The organism is Pedomonas mirosovicensis (genome assembly GCF_022569295.1).
Lineage (GTDB): Bacteria > Pseudomonadota > Alphaproteobacteria > Sphingomonadales > Sphingomonadaceae > Pedomonas > Pedomonas mirosovicensis.
Map to the genome: position 1 here is coordinate 2,382,816 of NZ_JAKFIA010000001.1, position 15,548 is coordinate 2,398,363.

The 15,548-nt window shown below is 63.7% G+C and carries 14 protein-coding genes; 9 read left to right on the forward strand and 5 right to left on the reverse strand.

Annotation, left to right across the window (positions count from 1 at the left end; genetic code table 11):
- The first annotated feature begins 211 nt into the window (after window positions 1–211).
- Together L0C21_RS11375 and L0C21_RS11380 are read left to right on the forward strand one after the other, a co-directional pair.
- Window positions 212–2,419, forward strand: coding sequence for a hypothetical protein (locus tag L0C21_RS11375; protein ID WP_259278889.1), 2,208 nt, complete (start codon window positions 212–214; stop codon window positions 2,417–2,419).
- Between the two features lie 64 nt (window positions 2,420–2,483).
- The gene (locus L0C21_RS11380; protein WP_259278461.1) at window positions 2,484–3,116 is read left to right on the forward strand and encodes a YciE/YciF ferroxidase family protein; all 633 of its coding nucleotides are present in this window, start codon (window positions 2,484–2,486) and stop codon (window positions 3,114–3,116) included.
- Between the two features lie 106 nt (window positions 3,117–3,222).
- Here L0C21_RS11380 and L0C21_RS11385 read toward each other — a convergent pair whose 3' ends face one another.
- Entirely contained in the window at window positions 3,223–3,726 is a 504-nt protein-coding gene (locus tag L0C21_RS11385) for a Dps family protein (protein ID WP_259278462.1), read from the reverse strand.
- Window positions 3,727–4,218: 492 nt separating this feature from the next.
- On the opposite strand from L0C21_RS11385, the gene L0C21_RS11390 reads away from it, so the two are divergent.
- From L0C21_RS11390 to L0C21_RS11395, 3 genes are all read left to right on the forward strand, one after another.
- Complete coding sequence (locus L0C21_RS11390) at window positions 4,219–5,988, forward strand: sensor histidine kinase (protein ID WP_259278463.1); 1,770 nt, start codon at window positions 4,219–4,221, stop codon at window positions 5,986–5,988.
- Between the two features lie 119 nt (window positions 5,989–6,107).
- On the forward strand, window positions 6,108–6,326 hold the full coding sequence (locus L0C21_RS16895) for a NepR family anti-sigma factor (protein ID WP_374940259.1): 219 nt from the start codon (window positions 6,108–6,110) through the stop codon (window positions 6,324–6,326).
- A gap of 14 nt (window positions 6,327–6,340) precedes the next feature.
- A complete protein-coding gene (locus L0C21_RS11395; protein WP_259278464.1) occupies window positions 6,341–6,964 on the forward strand; it encodes a sigma-70 family RNA polymerase sigma factor in 624 nt (207 codons plus the stop codon).
- A gap of 282 nt (window positions 6,965–7,246) precedes the next feature.
- Here L0C21_RS11395 and L0C21_RS11400 read toward each other — a convergent pair whose 3' ends face one another.
- Both L0C21_RS11400 and L0C21_RS11405 read right to left on the reverse strand, forming a co-directional pair.
- A complete protein-coding gene (locus L0C21_RS11400; RefSeq protein ID WP_259278465.1) occupies window positions 7,247–7,423 on the reverse strand; it encodes a DUF1328 domain-containing protein in 177 nt (58 codons plus the stop codon).
- Between the two features lie 86 nt (window positions 7,424–7,509).
- Window positions 7,510–8,565 (reverse strand): AI-2E family transporter, encoded by a 1,056-nt coding sequence (locus L0C21_RS11405; protein WP_259278466.1) that lies wholly within the window; start codon window positions 8,563–8,565, stop codon window positions 7,510–7,512.
- A gap of 291 nt (window positions 8,566–8,856) precedes the next feature.
- Between L0C21_RS11405 and L0C21_RS11410 the strand changes: the two genes are divergently transcribed.
- Window positions 8,857–9,030, forward strand: coding sequence for an entericidin A/B family lipoprotein (locus tag L0C21_RS11410; protein WP_310593372.1), 174 nt, complete (start codon window positions 8,857–8,859; stop codon window positions 9,028–9,030).
- Window positions 9,031–9,321: 291 nt separating this feature from the next.
- On the opposite strand, the gene L0C21_RS11415 is transcribed toward L0C21_RS11410, so the two are convergent.
- Entirely contained in the window at window positions 9,322–10,098 is a 777-nt protein-coding gene (locus tag L0C21_RS11415) for a response regulator (RefSeq protein WP_259278467.1), read from the reverse strand.
- 442 nt (window positions 10,099–10,540) lie between these two features.
- Here L0C21_RS11415 and L0C21_RS11420 point away from each other — a divergent pair, with 442 nt between their 5' ends.
- A complete protein-coding gene (locus L0C21_RS11420; RefSeq protein WP_259278468.1) occupies window positions 10,541–11,953 on the forward strand; it encodes a sensor histidine kinase in 1,413 nt (470 codons plus the stop codon).
- A gap of 77 nt (window positions 11,954–12,030) precedes the next feature.
- On the opposite strand, the gene L0C21_RS11425 is transcribed toward L0C21_RS11420, so the two are convergent.
- A complete protein-coding gene (locus L0C21_RS11425) occupies window positions 12,031–13,209 on the reverse strand; it encodes an amino acid aminotransferase (RefSeq protein WP_259278469.1) in 1,179 nt (392 codons plus the stop codon).
- A 242-nt stretch (window positions 13,210–13,451) separates the two neighbouring features.
- On the opposite strand from L0C21_RS11425, the gene L0C21_RS11430 reads away from it, so the two are divergent.
- Both L0C21_RS11430 and L0C21_RS11435 read left to right on the forward strand, forming a co-directional pair.
- The gene (locus L0C21_RS11430) at window positions 13,452–14,558 is read left to right on the forward strand and encodes an endonuclease/exonuclease/phosphatase family protein (protein ID WP_259278470.1); all 1,107 of its coding nucleotides are present in this window, start codon (window positions 13,452–13,454) and stop codon (window positions 14,556–14,558) included.
- A gap of 170 nt (window positions 14,559–14,728) precedes the next feature.
- Window positions 14,729–15,496 carry an SDR family oxidoreductase gene (locus L0C21_RS11435; protein ID WP_259278471.1) on the forward strand — a complete coding sequence of 256 codons (768 nt, stop codon included), beginning with the start codon at window positions 14,729–14,731 and terminating at the stop codon, window positions 15,494–15,496.
- Window positions 15,497–15,548 lie beyond the last annotated feature (52 nt).

Here is a 15,548-nt window from a genome sequence, read left to right on the forward strand (position 1 = left end):
CAACTCTCCGGCTGGCCGGTTTGTTTGGTCTCCAGCGCGCGTCCGCCTTGCCGGACGGGACGCAATTTGCCGCCTCGCGCTCAATGAGTGGAGCGACGGCGAGACTCCGTTCGTTTTCTTCAAAGGCGGGCAGCAAGCGCTGAAACGCGGCTTTTGGCCCGCCGCGTGAGTTTGGCGCTTCCCCCTTTCCCAAAGTCATCAGGAGATGATCATGAGCCAGCGAGACCAATTCGGCGGACAAAAATCAGAAGAACAACGCACCCCTGGATCCACCTCAACCAATCAGACGCACGGCCACCAGGGCACCTACGGACAGGGCGAGGTCGGCTCCAGCCAGGAAACCCAGAGCCCATCAGGCCTGGGACACAGCTCCGGTTCGCAGGGCGGATACAGCCACCGTGAGCGCCAGGATCTTGGCTCTCAAAGCGGATCCGAACAATACCGTCAGAGCGGCCATGACGAAGGCTATTCTTCCGGCCGCAGCATGGGCGGCGGCGGCACCTTGGGTGGCGGCATGGGCGGCTATGGCCAGGCTGCCGGCAGCTACGGCCAGACTGGCATGAGCGGCTATGGCCAGTCCACGGGCGGCATCTATGGCGGCGGCACCTCGGGCGAGCGCAGCTCCAGCCAGTTTGGCCAGGGACAGTCGCCGGGCAGCTCGAGCCAGAGCTACGGCCAGGGATCGCAGTCGGGCTATGGCGGCCATGGCCAGTCTTACGGCAGCCAAGGCTATGGCGGCTATGGCAGCCAGAGCTATGGCGGCATGGGCCAGGGCAGCCAGAACACCGGCAGCGCAGGCTACGGCGGCATTGGCGGAACTGGCGGCTATGGTAGCCAGAGCGGCTACGGCGGCCAGAGCCAGGGCTACGGCGCGCTGGGCCAGAGCCAGGGTCATGGGGCGATCGGCCAGAGCTATGCCACCCAGGGCATTGATGACGGCAGCCGCGGCTACCAGAGCGGCTACGGCAGCTTCAGCCAGGGTGGCCAGTTTGGTCAGGGCAGCCAGTTCGGCCAGGGCGGCCAGTTCGGAGGGTACGGGAGCCAGGGCTATGGTGGCCAAGGCTACGGCGGCCAGAGCGGCTACGGCGGAACGCAAGGGAGCCAGAGCAGCCAGAGCAGCTATGGCAACCAAAGCCATCAGGGCGGAAGCCTGAGCCAGAGCACCTACGGTGGCTCGGGCTATGCCAGCGGCTATGGCGCAGGTTATGGCAGTCAACAGGGCCAGCAGGGCTACGGCGGCCAGGGCGGCTATGGTGGACAAAGCGGCCAGGGCAGCCACGGCGGCACCGGCTACGGCAGCCAGCAGGGTTATGGCGGCCTGAGCCAGGCCAGCGGCATCGGTGGCAGCAGCTATGGCGGCCAGAGCTACGGTGGTCAGGGTTACAGCGGCCAAGGCTACGGTGGTGGCGGCATGGGTTATAGCGGCACCGGCGGCGGCTACAGCGCCGCGAGCGGCTATGGCGGTTCGGGCAGCCCCGGCTACGGCGGAGGCATGGGCGGTGGCGGCGGCGCCAGCATGGGCGGCTATGGCCAGGGCAGCTACGGCCAGGGCGGCTATAGCGGCAGCCAGGCCGGCCAGGGTGGCTATGGCTACGGCGGGCTCGGCACCGGCCAAAATTGGCAGAGCCAGAACTATGGCGGCTACAGCCCAGGCTATATGAGCAGCCATGGTATGGGCGGCCAGGCCCACGGTTATGGCGGTCAGGGCTACGGCGGCCAGCAAGGCTACGGTGGCCAGGGCAGTGATTACGGCACCCAAAGCTACGGCGGCCATGGCGGCCAGAGCAGCGCTTATGGCAGCCAGGACTACGGCCAAGGCTACGGCGGACAAGGCTATGGTGGCGGTTACGGAGCCCAGAGCTACGGCCAAGGCTACGGCGGCCACAGCGGCTACAGCAGCTCCAGCATGGGCGGCGGCACATCGCAGGGCGCCTATGGTGGCCAGCAGACGCCGCGCGGTCATGTCGATGAAGACTACTACCACTGGCGCGAGAGCCAGCTGAAGGCCTTCGACCAGGACTATGACGAATGGCGCCGGGAGCGCCAGAAGCGCTTCAGCTCCGAATTCGACGAGTGGCGCCGCAGCCGCTCGCCGTCCTCCACCTCCCTGGGCGCTACCGGCAGCGGGAGCGACCAAGGCACGCTGGGCAGCTCGTCCGGCATGGGTAGCGCCACCGGCAGCAGCACGGCGGGCCTGTCGTCGGGCAGCTCCGCAACGGGCAGCCAGTCCTCCGGCGCTTCTGCGAGCGGCATGTCCTCCGACCCGACCGGCTCGCGCGGCCTGGGCGACGACACCGACACGGGCACCGAGCACAGCGCCGCATCCGGCACCAGCCGGAGCGCCAGCGGCTCACGCAGCGGGTCGGCCTCCGACAAGTCGACATCCTCGACCAGCCGGGGATCGAGCGAGCGCAAGTAACGGCAGCCAGGGCGCGTCGGGGCAGGGCCGCCCCGCCCCGACGCCCGCCCAAGGATGAACCCTCATGGATGATAACACCCTACTGGATGTCTACCTCGACGAACTGAAGGACATGTGGAACGCCAACGAGCAGATGCGCGACTTCGTGATCGAGATGGCCGATGCCGCGGGCAACCGCCGCCTGTCCGAACTGCTGAAGGGCGTTATCACCCGTCTGGAGGCCCGCAGCCGCAGCATCCGCGAGCTTCTTGCCAAGCATGGCGAGCAGGACGAACCAACCCTTAGCATGGCCATGCAGGGGTTGGTGCGCCAGGCGCGCGACGAAGCTCTGGAAAAACCGCTCACCGAGGCCTCGCGCGATGTAGTGATTATCGCCCGGATCCAACGCATGTCCCATTACTGCATCGCCGCCTACGGCACGGCGCGCGCCCTTGCCGAAGCGCTCGGCCTGAGCGCCGATGCCGAAACTCTGTCCACCGACCTCGACAAGGTTTATGCCAGCGACGAATTGCTCACCCACCTTGCCGAAACTGCCATCAACCCCGCCTCCGCCAAGGAGAAAGACAAGGATGAGGAGGAAGACGACGAGGACGACGAGGCAGATGATTTCAGCCTCGTCGAGGAGAAGGATGGCTTCGACGAGGAAGACATAAACGGCGAAGATGAGGATGATGAAGACGAGGGGCGCCTGAAGTAACGCTCCCGCCACGAGGCAATGCCACTGCCTCCGGCCCTCCTGCCCTGGCCTTCAGACCCGGGGCCCGCGACGGATACCCCAGGTCTGGGCCCATGCCCGCAATGTCTCAGGACAGAAGGGATTTGAGCATCCAAGCATTCTTCTCGTGCGCGCCGATGCGGCCGATGAGCATGTCCTCGGTGAACTTGTCCTGCGCGTCCTGCGCGGCATTCGAGAATTCGCGGAACCGCTTCGCCAGCGCCTCATTGTCCGCAATGAGGGCCCGCAGCATCTCCTCGGAGGACTTGATGGTGCTTTCCACTTCGATGATGCTGAATTGGCGGAACTCGGCAAACCCGGCCGGAACCGGATAGCCCAGCCCGCGGATGCGCTCCGCCAGAGCATCAATGGCCTCGTCCAAATCCTCGTACTGTTGCTCGGTCAGCTTGTGGATGCCGTAGAAGTTCGGGCCGACAATGTTCCAGTGCGTTCCCAAGGTCTTCAGGTACAGGCTGAAGGTATCGGCCACGGCGCGGCAAAGGGCATCCGCCAGTCGGCCGATCATGGCCTGATCGATGCCAGTATCAAGGGTTTGCACGGTGGCAGTGTGGGTCGGTTCATTGCTGATCACAGGGCGACTCCTTTTCAGCTTTTTTGTCTTGGGCAAAAGCGCCGTCTCTTGACCGGCTAACGCGACACATCCGCCCCCGTTCCCGCCCTACCCCCCCATCGGCATGGCTGCGGTCAGGCGTCGCACATCGAAACTTGGGGGAACAAACCGCGGCGCGGGGAATTTTGCGAAAATGCGGTCGGTGGGGGTGCCAGCGGCCAACAACAAACCATTTTTATAAACAACGTAATCATGCAGGCAGTCCTTGCCAGCTGGGCAATCCGCTTGCGGAGCCGCCCGCGGCCGGGAAGGGGGCAATATGCCAAAGACGAGATGCCGGTGGTCAGCCACGCCAATCCGGCGCGACCACCTTGCCGTGCGCGTGACGCACGCAGCGATGCCGCCACGCGCGCGCGGGCGGCGGCTCGCCCGGCAAATCGGCCGTAATTCTGATTTTCTTAAGGCTTCCTGTGCCATAAAATGGGTGGACCAAGTCATAGGAGCGGCAAGCTGTTGACAACCGCCCTTCACCTCGCGCGCAAGAAGCAGGCTCGCCAGGTCCGCCGCGGACCGGGGCTTGGGCGCTTGCGCCTGCGGACGCCCCTGCGATCGATCGGCTTTCGCGAGCAACTCACCTTCCTCCTGGCCCTGTCGCTGGCACCGTTCTTCCTCCTTGCGCTGCTCAATGCCAATCGCGCTTACGATACCTACCGCGACCAGCTTGAGCACACGGTCTTTCTCGCCGCCGAAGTCATCTCGGCCCGCGAGAAATTGTTGCTGGAAGAAACCCGCCACATGCTGCAGGGCATCGGCGGCGATGCCAAGCTGAACATCGACACGACCGCCTCGACCGCCACGTGCCAGCCCGACATCAGCGCCAGCCCCTCCATGGCGCCCTACCTGATCGGCTTCCAGGCGATCGATCCGCTGGGACAGACGGTGTGCCGTTATGGCAACGACCTCTCGGTGGAGATCTCGTCCGAGCGCTTCGCCTTTCGCCAGTCCTCCAGCCTCGTCAGCCTGATGCCGGCCCTGCCGAACCAGCACAGGCCGATCGGCCTTGTGGCCGTGCCCTGGATGACCGGCGCAAACGGCGAGACCAGCGGGCAGCTCATCGCGGCCATCGACGCCCGCGCCTTCACAGATGCGGCGGATGATCTGTCCCTGCCCAGCCAGACGTCCCTCGCGGTCATCGACCGCGAAGGCCATCATCTGACCTTGGCGGGCGACGACCCGGACAGCGTGCAGTGGCTGCCCTCGCAAGCCCTGCTGCCTCTGGCCGGCAACGCCGTTGCCTCGACGCTGGTGGCGCGAGACGGCAAGGAGCGGCTCTACATCGTGCGGAAATTGGGCGACTCCCAGATGCTGCTGGTGGCCGCCGCCCCCATTGCCTCGGTGCGGGACATGGCCCTGTTCGTGCTGCTGAGCGGCATCGCCGGGTCGCTTCTCATGCTGGTGCTGATGCTGGGCGCGGTCTGGTGGCTGTTCCACCACTTCGTGACGCGGCCGGTCGCCAGCCTGGAGAAGACCTTCCTTGCCTACGCCAACGGCAACCTGTCCGTGCGCGCCCGGCCCCAGGCCCATGCGGCGCGGGAGATCCGCTCCCTCGCCGTCTCCTTCAACCGCATGGCCGGCTCATTCGCCGAGATCAACCAGAACCTGGTGCATGCGGCGGTGCGGGAACGGGCGCTGCGGCGCGAGCTGCATCACCGCGTCAACAACAACATGCAGATCATCCTCGGGCTGCTGAACCTGGAGGCCCGCGCCGCCAACCGCGAGGAAGACGTCTCCCAGCTCAACAATCTGATCCAGAGGGTGCTGGCCATCGCCATCGTCCACCGCCGCTTCTACGAGGGGCTGCGAACGGACATGATCGACTTTACCAGCAGCCTCTCGGACCTGCTGGACCGGCTGCGCGGGCAGGATAACGCCTCGCCGCTGGTGAAGCGCCTGCAAATGAAAGCGGCCTCATGCGAGCTGCCCATCGACCAGGCGGTACCGCTGGCGCTGCTGGTGTGCGAATGGGTGCGCGCCCTCAATCACATCCACACGGATGAGGCGGTAACCCCCGTGCTCAGCCTGACGATGGACCGGATCTCCGGCCTCGTCACCATGAAGCTGATCGGAATTGAGGGAATATCCCCGCATGACTATGACGATGTGGAAGACGTAAGCCAGAAGCTGGTCAATGTGCTGCGAAAGCAGCTCGATCACCAGAGCAAGGGCAGGACGGATTCGCTCTGGGAAATCAACTTCCAGGCGCGCGGGTCCTCCGGGGTCTGACCCTGACCCGCGTCGCGCAGAATATACTGGTAAACAGGTAGGCAACCATGGAACCAAAGGCCAAGAAGCACGTTAAACCAGTGATTGGATCACGGCGGGTTGGACGGCAAGTGCTCAGTATGGAAGGGCGGGGTCAAAAACTGAAAAAGCTGGAAGGAACGGGCGCTTATTGGGCGTCACGGTCCTCGAAGTATACTTCCACTTCAGGGCTGGTGAATCGCGTCACGCAGAGCCTCCGGGCTGTCTATGACGATGTCCTCAACGAGCCCATTCCGGAAGAATTTACTGCTTTGCTCGGCCGCCTCGAGGAGGCCGAGAAGAGTGGTTCGGGCCAATAGTAGCAGGTGATGAAATGGCATCCAGCTCCGAGCCGGCGCCTAAATTTGATTTTAAATCGGAGCTTATTTCGGTCCTGCCCCACCTCCGCGCCTTCGCGCGAAGCCTGACAGGCCAGCGAGACGCGGCGGATGACCTGGTGCAGGACGCCCTGACCAAAGCGTGGGCGTCGCGGGATCGTTTTGAGCCGGGGACCTCCATGAAGGCCTGGACCTTCATGATCCTTCGCAACAGCTACATTTCCCAGATGCGCCGCAGGCGCTTCACCAGCGATTGGGACGAGGAGCGGGCCGCACGCGTGCTGGTCATTTCCGCCAGCCAGGACGGCAACCTTGAACTCGGCGACCTCCACCGGGCGCTGCAGATCCTCCCCGAGCAGCAACGCGAGGCCCTCATTCTCGTGGGCGCGGGCGGCCTGTCCTACGAGGAAGTCGCCCAGATCTGCGGCGTGGCCATCGGCACCGTGAAGAGCCGCGTGGCGCGCGCTCGCGCAGCGCTCGCCGCCCTTATCGAAAGCGGTAACATCTGCAGCCGCATGGGACAGGACGAAAGCGGTAAGGCCGAAACGGCGGACGTAATCCTCAACGAGGTAGAGGTGATCGAGAACCGCTACACCGGTACCCGCGCCTCTTCCCGTTAAAGGTTCGGCAGGCCTGACCGCCCTTGGGCCCCAGGCCAGGGCTTCTTGGCCGAAACGCAGACGACAGGTCCCGCAAGGCACCCGACATCTCCCTGGCAGAGTGTTTCACGCCGAGCGGGCCTGTTGTCTCGCGGCCCGCATAATCCAGCCTGGCCTGCCGCACTCCAGCCTTTCACTCGGCCGTCTCACGCAGAGCAGCAATGGCAAACACGACCGACTTTCCCGCCAACGCAGGATGCTTCCGGCCTCACAGACAAAGGCGCTGCCTGCCGCGGCGCGCCTTCAGACCGCCGGTGGCTTGCGGTTGAACAGGGCCAGCACCAGACTGATGAGGAACAGGATCAGGAAGACGAAGAAGATGATCTTCGCGATCCCGACAGATGCGACTGCGATACCTGAGAATCCGAACAATGCCGCGATCAGCGCAATGATGAAAAAAGCGGCTGCCCAATATAGCATGTCCGGTCTCCTGGCCTAATGCATATAGCACAACATTTCAGCGGCACGTTGGTTCCGCCGCCGACATTTGTTTCCAACGAAAATCATTAGGTTTTTTCAATCGGGTTCGGCTTGTCGAGGGCATCGAAGAAGGTGCTCATGATCGCCGCGAACGGCAGGGCGCACACGGCCCCCACCAGCCCGAAAATAGCATGGCCACAGATCAGCACCGCAATGATGAACAAGGGGTGGACATTGATGCGGGTGCCGACCAGCTTGGGCGCAAGGACAACCGTTTCCAGCATCTCGCTGAAACCATAGATGGCCACAACGCCCAAGGGTAGCAGCACCCCCTCGCCCTGGAAGAACGCGACGCTCAGCGATGTGATGAACAGAGTGAAATTCCCCAGCACCGGAATGATGGACGCAATGCCTGTCGCAATGCCGAGGATAAAGCCGAACTCTAGGCCGATGGCGGACAGGAGCACGGCATGCAGCAGGGATTGAACCAGGCACAGCAGAATTTGGCCCTTCAGGAAATCCACTAGCCGGCGCTTTGCCCGCATCCAGAACAGTTTCAGCTCCAGCGCGTGATGGCTGCTGATCCATGATCCGGCCCGCTGCAGCAGGAATTCCCCGTCCTTGAGCAGATAGAAGGCGACAAACGGCGTGAGCAGGCAGACGAAGATGAAATTCCATACCGAGCCCGTCAGCCCGAAAACATAAGGGGCAATGCGGGTCACGTCCTCTCCGATCAGCGACCCGGCCTCGACCCTTCCTTCAGCGGCAGAGGCTACGGAAGGCACCCACGCGCGCAGCGCTCCCCGGCCAACAACATCCTGAAGGGCAGAAGCGATGCGACTAATCAGCTCCGGCAGGTAGACGATGAAATCCCGCAGCTGCTCCGCGCCGGCCAGAATCAGGATCAAGAGAATAGCCGCAACCGTGATGCTTCCAACGGCCGTGGCCAGCGCCGCCGCCCAGACATTGGACAGCCCAGCCTGCCGCAGCGCATCCCGGGCAGGCTGCAGCACGAGGCAAAGAACCCAACCAAGAATGAAAGGAACGGCACTGCCGCCAAGGAGCACCAGGACAGCAATGATACCCGCGATCATCAGGCCCGGCGCCAGGCCGGGGGTTGACCGCACAGGAGGCGTTGTCACGAACCGCTAACGTCCTTTGTACCAGGCCGACCCGAACCATTTCAGGCCGGGCCATGAAAAAGGATACGCACCGTAGCCGTTCACGTTCCGCGCCGAACCGCAGGGGAAAGCTGCAACCGCCGAATATCGCGTCAGGGTGCCGCCAGCCGGCGCTTGCGATGGGCGGACGCAGGGGCCGCCCCTCCCGCGAGGAACTCCCCTTCCGACCCTTCGTTTCCGCCGCAGGATCGTAGCCCGGCCGGTCCCAGCGGTTGGGCGCCCTCCTGCCCTGGCCAGAAAGGAGATCGCTGCATGAGTGATAAGCATAGGATGCAGGTACAGCGCGCGGCTGCCCACCTTGGCGTTCTTGGCGCCCTGCTGACCCTGGGCCTGCTGGCCGCCTGCAACACGACCGAGGGACTGGGGCAGGACATGCAATCGGCGGGCGAGGCCGTCAGCGATACCGCCCGCGACGCAAAGGACTGATCGGAAAGATTGACTGGAGCCCTTTCCTCCCCGCCGTTTACGCCGCACTTATACCGAGGGAGCCTTTCTCATGCGCCGTTAGGTGTTGTCCGTGCGCTCTTCTCCCTCAAGGGCACGGTCCGCAAGCACCGTGGGCGCACTGCCTTGATATATGATTTGAATTTTCATTGTGCGATAAACGGGGAAAGGGAGGCCGGACCAATTCCAGCCTCCCTTTTTTTGCCCCCGTTGCCGCGTCTTGCTTCCCTGCCCGGCCAGTCCGTAGCCCCCCTGGCCGCCGGCGGGTAAGGCTTAGGACACGTCGATAGCCTGACCGATGGTCGCCTTGACGACGCGCCGATCGAACGGCTTGGTGATGAGGAACGCCGGCTCCGGCCGGTCGCCCGTCAGCAGCCGTTCGGGAAAGGCGGTCAGGAAGATCACCGGAACGTTGAATTGCTTCAGAATATCCGTGGCCGCTTCCAGGCCGGAGCTGCCGTCCGCCAGCTGGATGTCGGCCAGGATCAGCTCCGGATAACCGGTTTGCGCCAGTTCAATCGCCTCTGTGTGGGTAGAGGCAACGCCGACCACGCTGTGCCCCAGCTCCTCGATGAGATTCTCAAGGTCCATCGAAATGATCGGCTCATCCTCGATAATGAGGACGCGAAGGGCCGAACGCTGATCGATTTCAGCTAACGCAGCGTTGACCAGTTCCTCGATCTCGCTCTCGTCGCGGTCCATGATCTGAGCCGCTTCCTCATAGGTGAAACCCTCGAGCGTCGTCAGCAGCAGAGCCTGACGGGAATCGAGCGACATTTCCGTCGACCGATAAAGCTGGGGCAAGGAATCGCTGCCATTGACGACCGACCTGTCGCCAATCTGCATGAAGGTTGACGACAGGATGGTCTGGAACAGACGATAAAGGGTAATCCGCATCTCGTTAGGGCGGCGGAACATGCTGGAGTCCTCGAGTATGACTTCCAAGCAGGCCCGCACGAAAGCGTCACCAGCCGCCTGAGTGCCAAGCAGGGCGCGCGCATAGCGCCGCAGATGTGGCAGATGTACTTGAATTTCCCTGGCTATTGACATGTCCCTCTTCGCTTCTTTTTGGCCTGGTTGCTCTCGGCCTTGTCCTGGAAGGACGAAAAGACCCCGCTCGCGTGTAACGCTCATCATGCCCAAAGGTTGCAAAAAATCGAGATAAGACCTTACGCGCAAAGCAGTTTCGGATACGTAGCTATAAGACTTCTGGAACAACCGAAACTCGGGGCTGCGGCTTTGTTGCGAAATTCAAACAGGCAAGCCGACACCGCTCAGAATTATACCTTCGAAGCCGGAAAGGCCAGAAGGTAATATGACCTGACTCGCCAGCCCGAGAACAAAAAACCACGAAATCGCTCGCAGGGATTTTTACGTAGCTTTGCGGTTGCATTAGGGTCGGCTCGACAGCACTATCCCGAAACCTTACGCGAAGGCGCGCATGATCGCCTTCCTGTGATGTCTTGAAAGAAGGCGAGGGGGAGGAACGATCATGGGCGAAGCGGGCAGCGTTCTGATGGCTGCAGTGGGCGACCTCAGCATGCACAGCCTGCCCGCGGCGGCGTTGCCCGCGCCCGACGCATGGAGCCTTGCCTCCGATGTCTGGGTCGTTGCCGATCTGCTCATCCTGATCGGTTTTCTGCTGGCCCTGTTGGCAACGTTCGCGCTCGCGGTCGTGCACGGCCGGGACCATTGGAAATACGTCAGCATCTTTTTTGCAGGCGCCGCACTGTCCTGCGGATGCGGCCTCATCATCGTTCAGCTTGGCCTTATTCGCGCCAGTGGCCTGCCCCTGTTTCTGCTGCAATGCGCGGCGGGCCTCTTCGCCATGATTTCCGTGCTGACGCTGTGGCCGGCCCTGGCAGGAGCTGCCGCCACGCCCAACCGGTCATCGGCCCGCCACAATGCCCCCCTCGAACCCGGCCTTCCGTTGCGGACAGGCCCGGGCGGGCCACTCAGCCTCGAGGATGCGCTGAGCGGCATCGGCGCCACCATGTTCGCGCGGGGCGAGGATCTCTCGGAGCGCTGGTCCACCGCCCTGCCCGGGGAGATGGTTGGAGATGCCGCCCTGCCCTCGACCTCCTTCGCCGCGACGCTGAAGGAGAGGATTTCCGCTTCCTTCAGCTCCGCCTTCTCGAGGAAGGAAGCCGTCGCCACCAATTTCCAGATAGAGGACGCTCGCGGCAACCCGCGCTGGTATGAACTGACCGTTCAGCCCGGCGTCTTTACCGACGGGCAGCGCGGCGCTGTCGGCTGCCTGTTCGATGTAACCCGCTTCCGCCAGCCGGAGGCCGAATGCCGTTCGCTGCTGCAGGAGGCCACCCACCGGGCCAAGAACCTGCTGACCGTCATTCAGAGCGTCGTTCGCATGAGCGCCAAAACGCTCAATCTGCCGCCGGCCACCATCGAGCCCTTCAATGCGCGGCTGCAATCGGTGGCGCTGGCCTATGATCTTCTGGTGCGGGAGGAATGGGAAGGCGTCGCCCTGCCTGATCTGCTCAGGTCGCAGCTCGGGCACGCCCTGGGCGGCGCGGTTTCGCGCGCGTCCTGGTCGGGCCCGCCGTTACGGCTGCGCCCCAGCGCGGTTCAAACCCTGGCGCTGGCCTTCCACGAACTAGCTGTCAAGGCCGAGGCCCAGGGCGCCCTATCCCTTCCCGAGGGAAGCCTGCGGGTCTGGTGGGAAACCGTGTCGCTAAAGGACGGAAGCGAGGGCTACCGCCTCGTCTGGCAGGAAACCGGCGGCCCGGCACCCGACCAGACCGCCGAGCGCAAGACCTTTTCGCGTGATATTCTGGAGCGGCTGACCCCACGCGGCCTGCGCGGCGAAGTTTCGTCCGCCTACACGGAAGAGGGCTTCCGCTGGGAAGTCCGGTTTCCCGCCACCAATATCCTGCCCACAAATTGAGCAACCTAGGTTTGCCTGCAAACAGCAAAAGGGGCGCTTTCCAGCGCCCCTTTGTTTTGCCCATATCGGGCAGCGGCCTAGAGCGAGCGCAACGCCTCGACAAACGCATCGATGTCGCCAAGCCGCAGCCCCGCCACATTGATGCGGCCCGAATCCGCCATGTAAACCGCCCGCTCGGCCCGCAGCGTTTGCACCTGCTCCCGGCTCAGCGGCAGGGTGGAAAACATGCCCTTCTGCTGCCCGACTGCCGTCAGGTCGACCGGCCCTGCCTGCCCATGCGCCGCGAGTCCGGCCCGAATAGCGCCGATGCGCGCCTGCACCTCATCCAGCTCCGTGCGCCACTGGCGCGCCAGTTTCGCATCGCTGAGGATAAGGCGCACCACCGCCGCGCCGTGATCGGGCGGCATGGAATAGGCGGTGCGGGCATGGCAGGCCAGGTGCGAGGCGGTAATGGCCGCCGTATCGCTGTTCCCGGTCATGACATAGAGCGCGCCGATCCGGTCGCGGTACAGGCCGAAGTTCTTGGAGCAGGACACCGCCGTCAGCAGCCCGCCGAGACGCCCGGCCAGCAGGCGCACGCCATGCAAGTCCGCCTCAAGGCCATCGCCAAGCCCGTGATAGGCCAGATCGACAAACGGCAGCAGGCCGCGCGCTTCCAGCACGTCCGCAACCGCCTGCCATTGCTCGGGTGAAAGGTCGGCTCCGGTCGGATTGTGGCAACAGCCGTGCAGCAGCACCGCATCGCCCTTCTCCGCCGTTTGAAGCGCTGCCATCATGGCATCGAACTGCACCGCCTGGCTGGCCACATCGAAGAAGGGGTGGGTTCTAACCTCCAGCCCCGCCGCGCTGAAGATGGGGACATGGTTCGGCCAGGTGGGCAGGCCAACCCAGATGCGCCGGTTCGGCACCACTTCACGCAGCAGCTCCGCCCCGATGCGAAGCGCGCCCGAGCCGCCCGGCGTCTGGATGGAGGCGAACCGGCCGGCCTGCGCCTTCCAGACATCGCCGAAGACCATGTCGCCCAGCAGCTCCAGAAAGCGTACATCGCCCGAAGGCCCCAGGTAGGACTTGGACTCCTGCTCCTCCAAGAGACGGCGCTCGGCTTCCTTGACGGCAGCAAAGATCGGCGTGCGGCCTGCCTCGTCCTTGTAAACCCCGACGCCCAGGTCGAGCTTTGAAGGGCGCGGATCTTCGGCAAAGAGCTTAATCAGACCCAGCAACGCATCGGCTGGTTGGGCCTCTAACGTCTCGAACATGTCTGGCCTCCCACGGTGGCGGTTCGTTTTACGTCGTGCCTTCGTCTGCTACACCCAGGCCGCCAAATCAATGCCAACCGGCACAGACTCGGCATGGGCCAGAAATCCGCGCCCCCTGCATTCCAGGCTAATCTTTTTTCGCGCCTTACGCCACCAAGAGCCGGCCTATTCGTTCCGAGCCTGAGACTGTCCGGACCGGCCCCCACCATGGCGGGCTGCAAAGCTATGGGTTGATTAATATCATGCTAAGCGCAATTGCCGCTGCCATATCGCTCTGTCTTGTCAGCCTGACGGCCCTGCCCCTGATCAAAAGCGGGCGCTGGTGGATCCGGGTTTGGGACTTTCCCCGCCAGCAACTGGGCGTGTTGCTTGCGGGTGCTCTCGTGGTCCAGCTGGCGCTGTGGCCGGATAACGCGATCGAGCAGATCATCTGCGTGGCCACCATGTTCGCCCTGGCGTGGCATCTCTGGTGGATTTTCCCCTATACGCGGCTTCGCAAAACCCAGGTCAAACCGGCCAGCCGGGGCGCAGACCCCAACCAGCGCATCCGCCTGCTCGTCGCCAACGTCTACCAATTCAATCGCAACATCCATGGCCTGTTTCGCAACATCAGCATCTTCAGCCCGGACCTGGTGCTGGTGCTCGAAGCGGACGACTGGTGGGACCGCCATCTGGCGGCTCTCAGGCACCGTTATCCGCAGGTGGTGGCCCGACCCCAGCAGAACACCTATGGCATGCTGCTGTTCTCGCGACTGGAACTGATGAGCGTCGAGGTGCGGGAACTGGTGACAAAGGGCGTGCCTTCCATCAAGGCGTTGGTCAAGCTGCGCTCCGGCAAGATCGTCGAGCTGCACTGCCTGCACCCCGAGCCGCCCTTCATCGGCTCTGACGCCTACGAACGAGATGCCGAGCTGCTGCTCGTCGCCAAGGAGACGACACGCAGCCCGCATCCGGCGATCGTCTGCGGCGATATGAATGATGTTGCCTGGTCGCGCACGTCCCGGCTGTTCCAGCGGATGAGCGGCCTGCTCGACCCCCGGATCGGGCGCGGTCTCTATTCCACCTTCGATGCCAAGCGCTGGTACGCGCGCTGGCCGCTCGACCACATATTCCACGACCGGCGCTTCCTGTTGAACCAGATCCAGGTGGGCGGAAGGATCGGGTCGGACCATTTCCCCATCTTCGTAGAGCTCATATACCAGCCGGACGCGACCGAGGCCGAGGAAACGCCCGAGACTGCAGACTCCGAGGATTACCGCGAAGCCGCCCAGAAAATCCAATCCGGCAAGGAAGCAGCGCGGGAAGCCGAGCAGGAACCGGCAACGGCAAACGTCGCCCGCCTCGGTTGATTATCCACGCCCGTGCAGCATCACACCTGCAGCGCCCTGACGAAGGGGGGGCGCAGCATTCGCTGTTGCGCTTCCTCGCCGCGCTGCAATACTCCGCCCGCAGTTGACGGGTTGCTTTGCGCGTTGTGATGCAGGCCAGTGGGGCCAGAGCGAGCTGGGAGCAAGCAGCCATGAATCTCTTCGACCTGACGGGCAAAACCGCCATTGTCACCGGCTCCTCGCGGGGAATCGGACGGGCGATTGCCGAGCAGCTGGCCGAGCATGGTGCTCAGGTGGTGATCTCATCCCGCAAGGCAGAGGCCTGCGAGAAGGTGGTAACGCACATCAACCAGACCTATGGCGAAGGCCGCGCCATCGCCGTACCGGCCAACATTTCCTCCAAGGCCGACCTGCAAAATCTCGCCGACACGGCGAGCCGAGCTTTCGGCAAGGTTGATATTCTGGTCTGCAACGCCGCCTCCAACCCCTATTACGGCCCGATGTCCGGTATTTCGGACGACCAATTCCGTAAAATTCTGGAAAATAACGTCATCGCCAACCACTGGATGATTTCCATGGTGGCCCCGCAGATGATGGAACGGCGGGATGGCTCGGTCATCCTCATTTCCTCCATCGGCGGTCTCAAGGGCTCGCCCATTATCGGAGCCTACAACATTTCCAAGGCTGCGGACTTCCAGCTGGCCCGCAACCTGGCGGTCGAGTTCGGCCCTTACAATGTGCGGGTCAATTGCATCGCCCCAGGCCTCGTGCAGACCGACTTCGCCCGCGCCCTCTGGGAAAATCCGGATACGCTGCGCGCCGCTACCGCCGACAAGCCGCTGCGGCGGATCGGCCAGCCGGACGAGATCGCGGGCGCGGCCGTATTCCTGGCCGCGCAGGCCTCCTCCTTCATGACCGGACAGACCATCGTGGTGGACGGCGGCGCCACCATCATCTGATCGTCTCGGCCCATCCTGCGCTGGCGGTCCGCCCGGAACCGCGGCTGCGCCC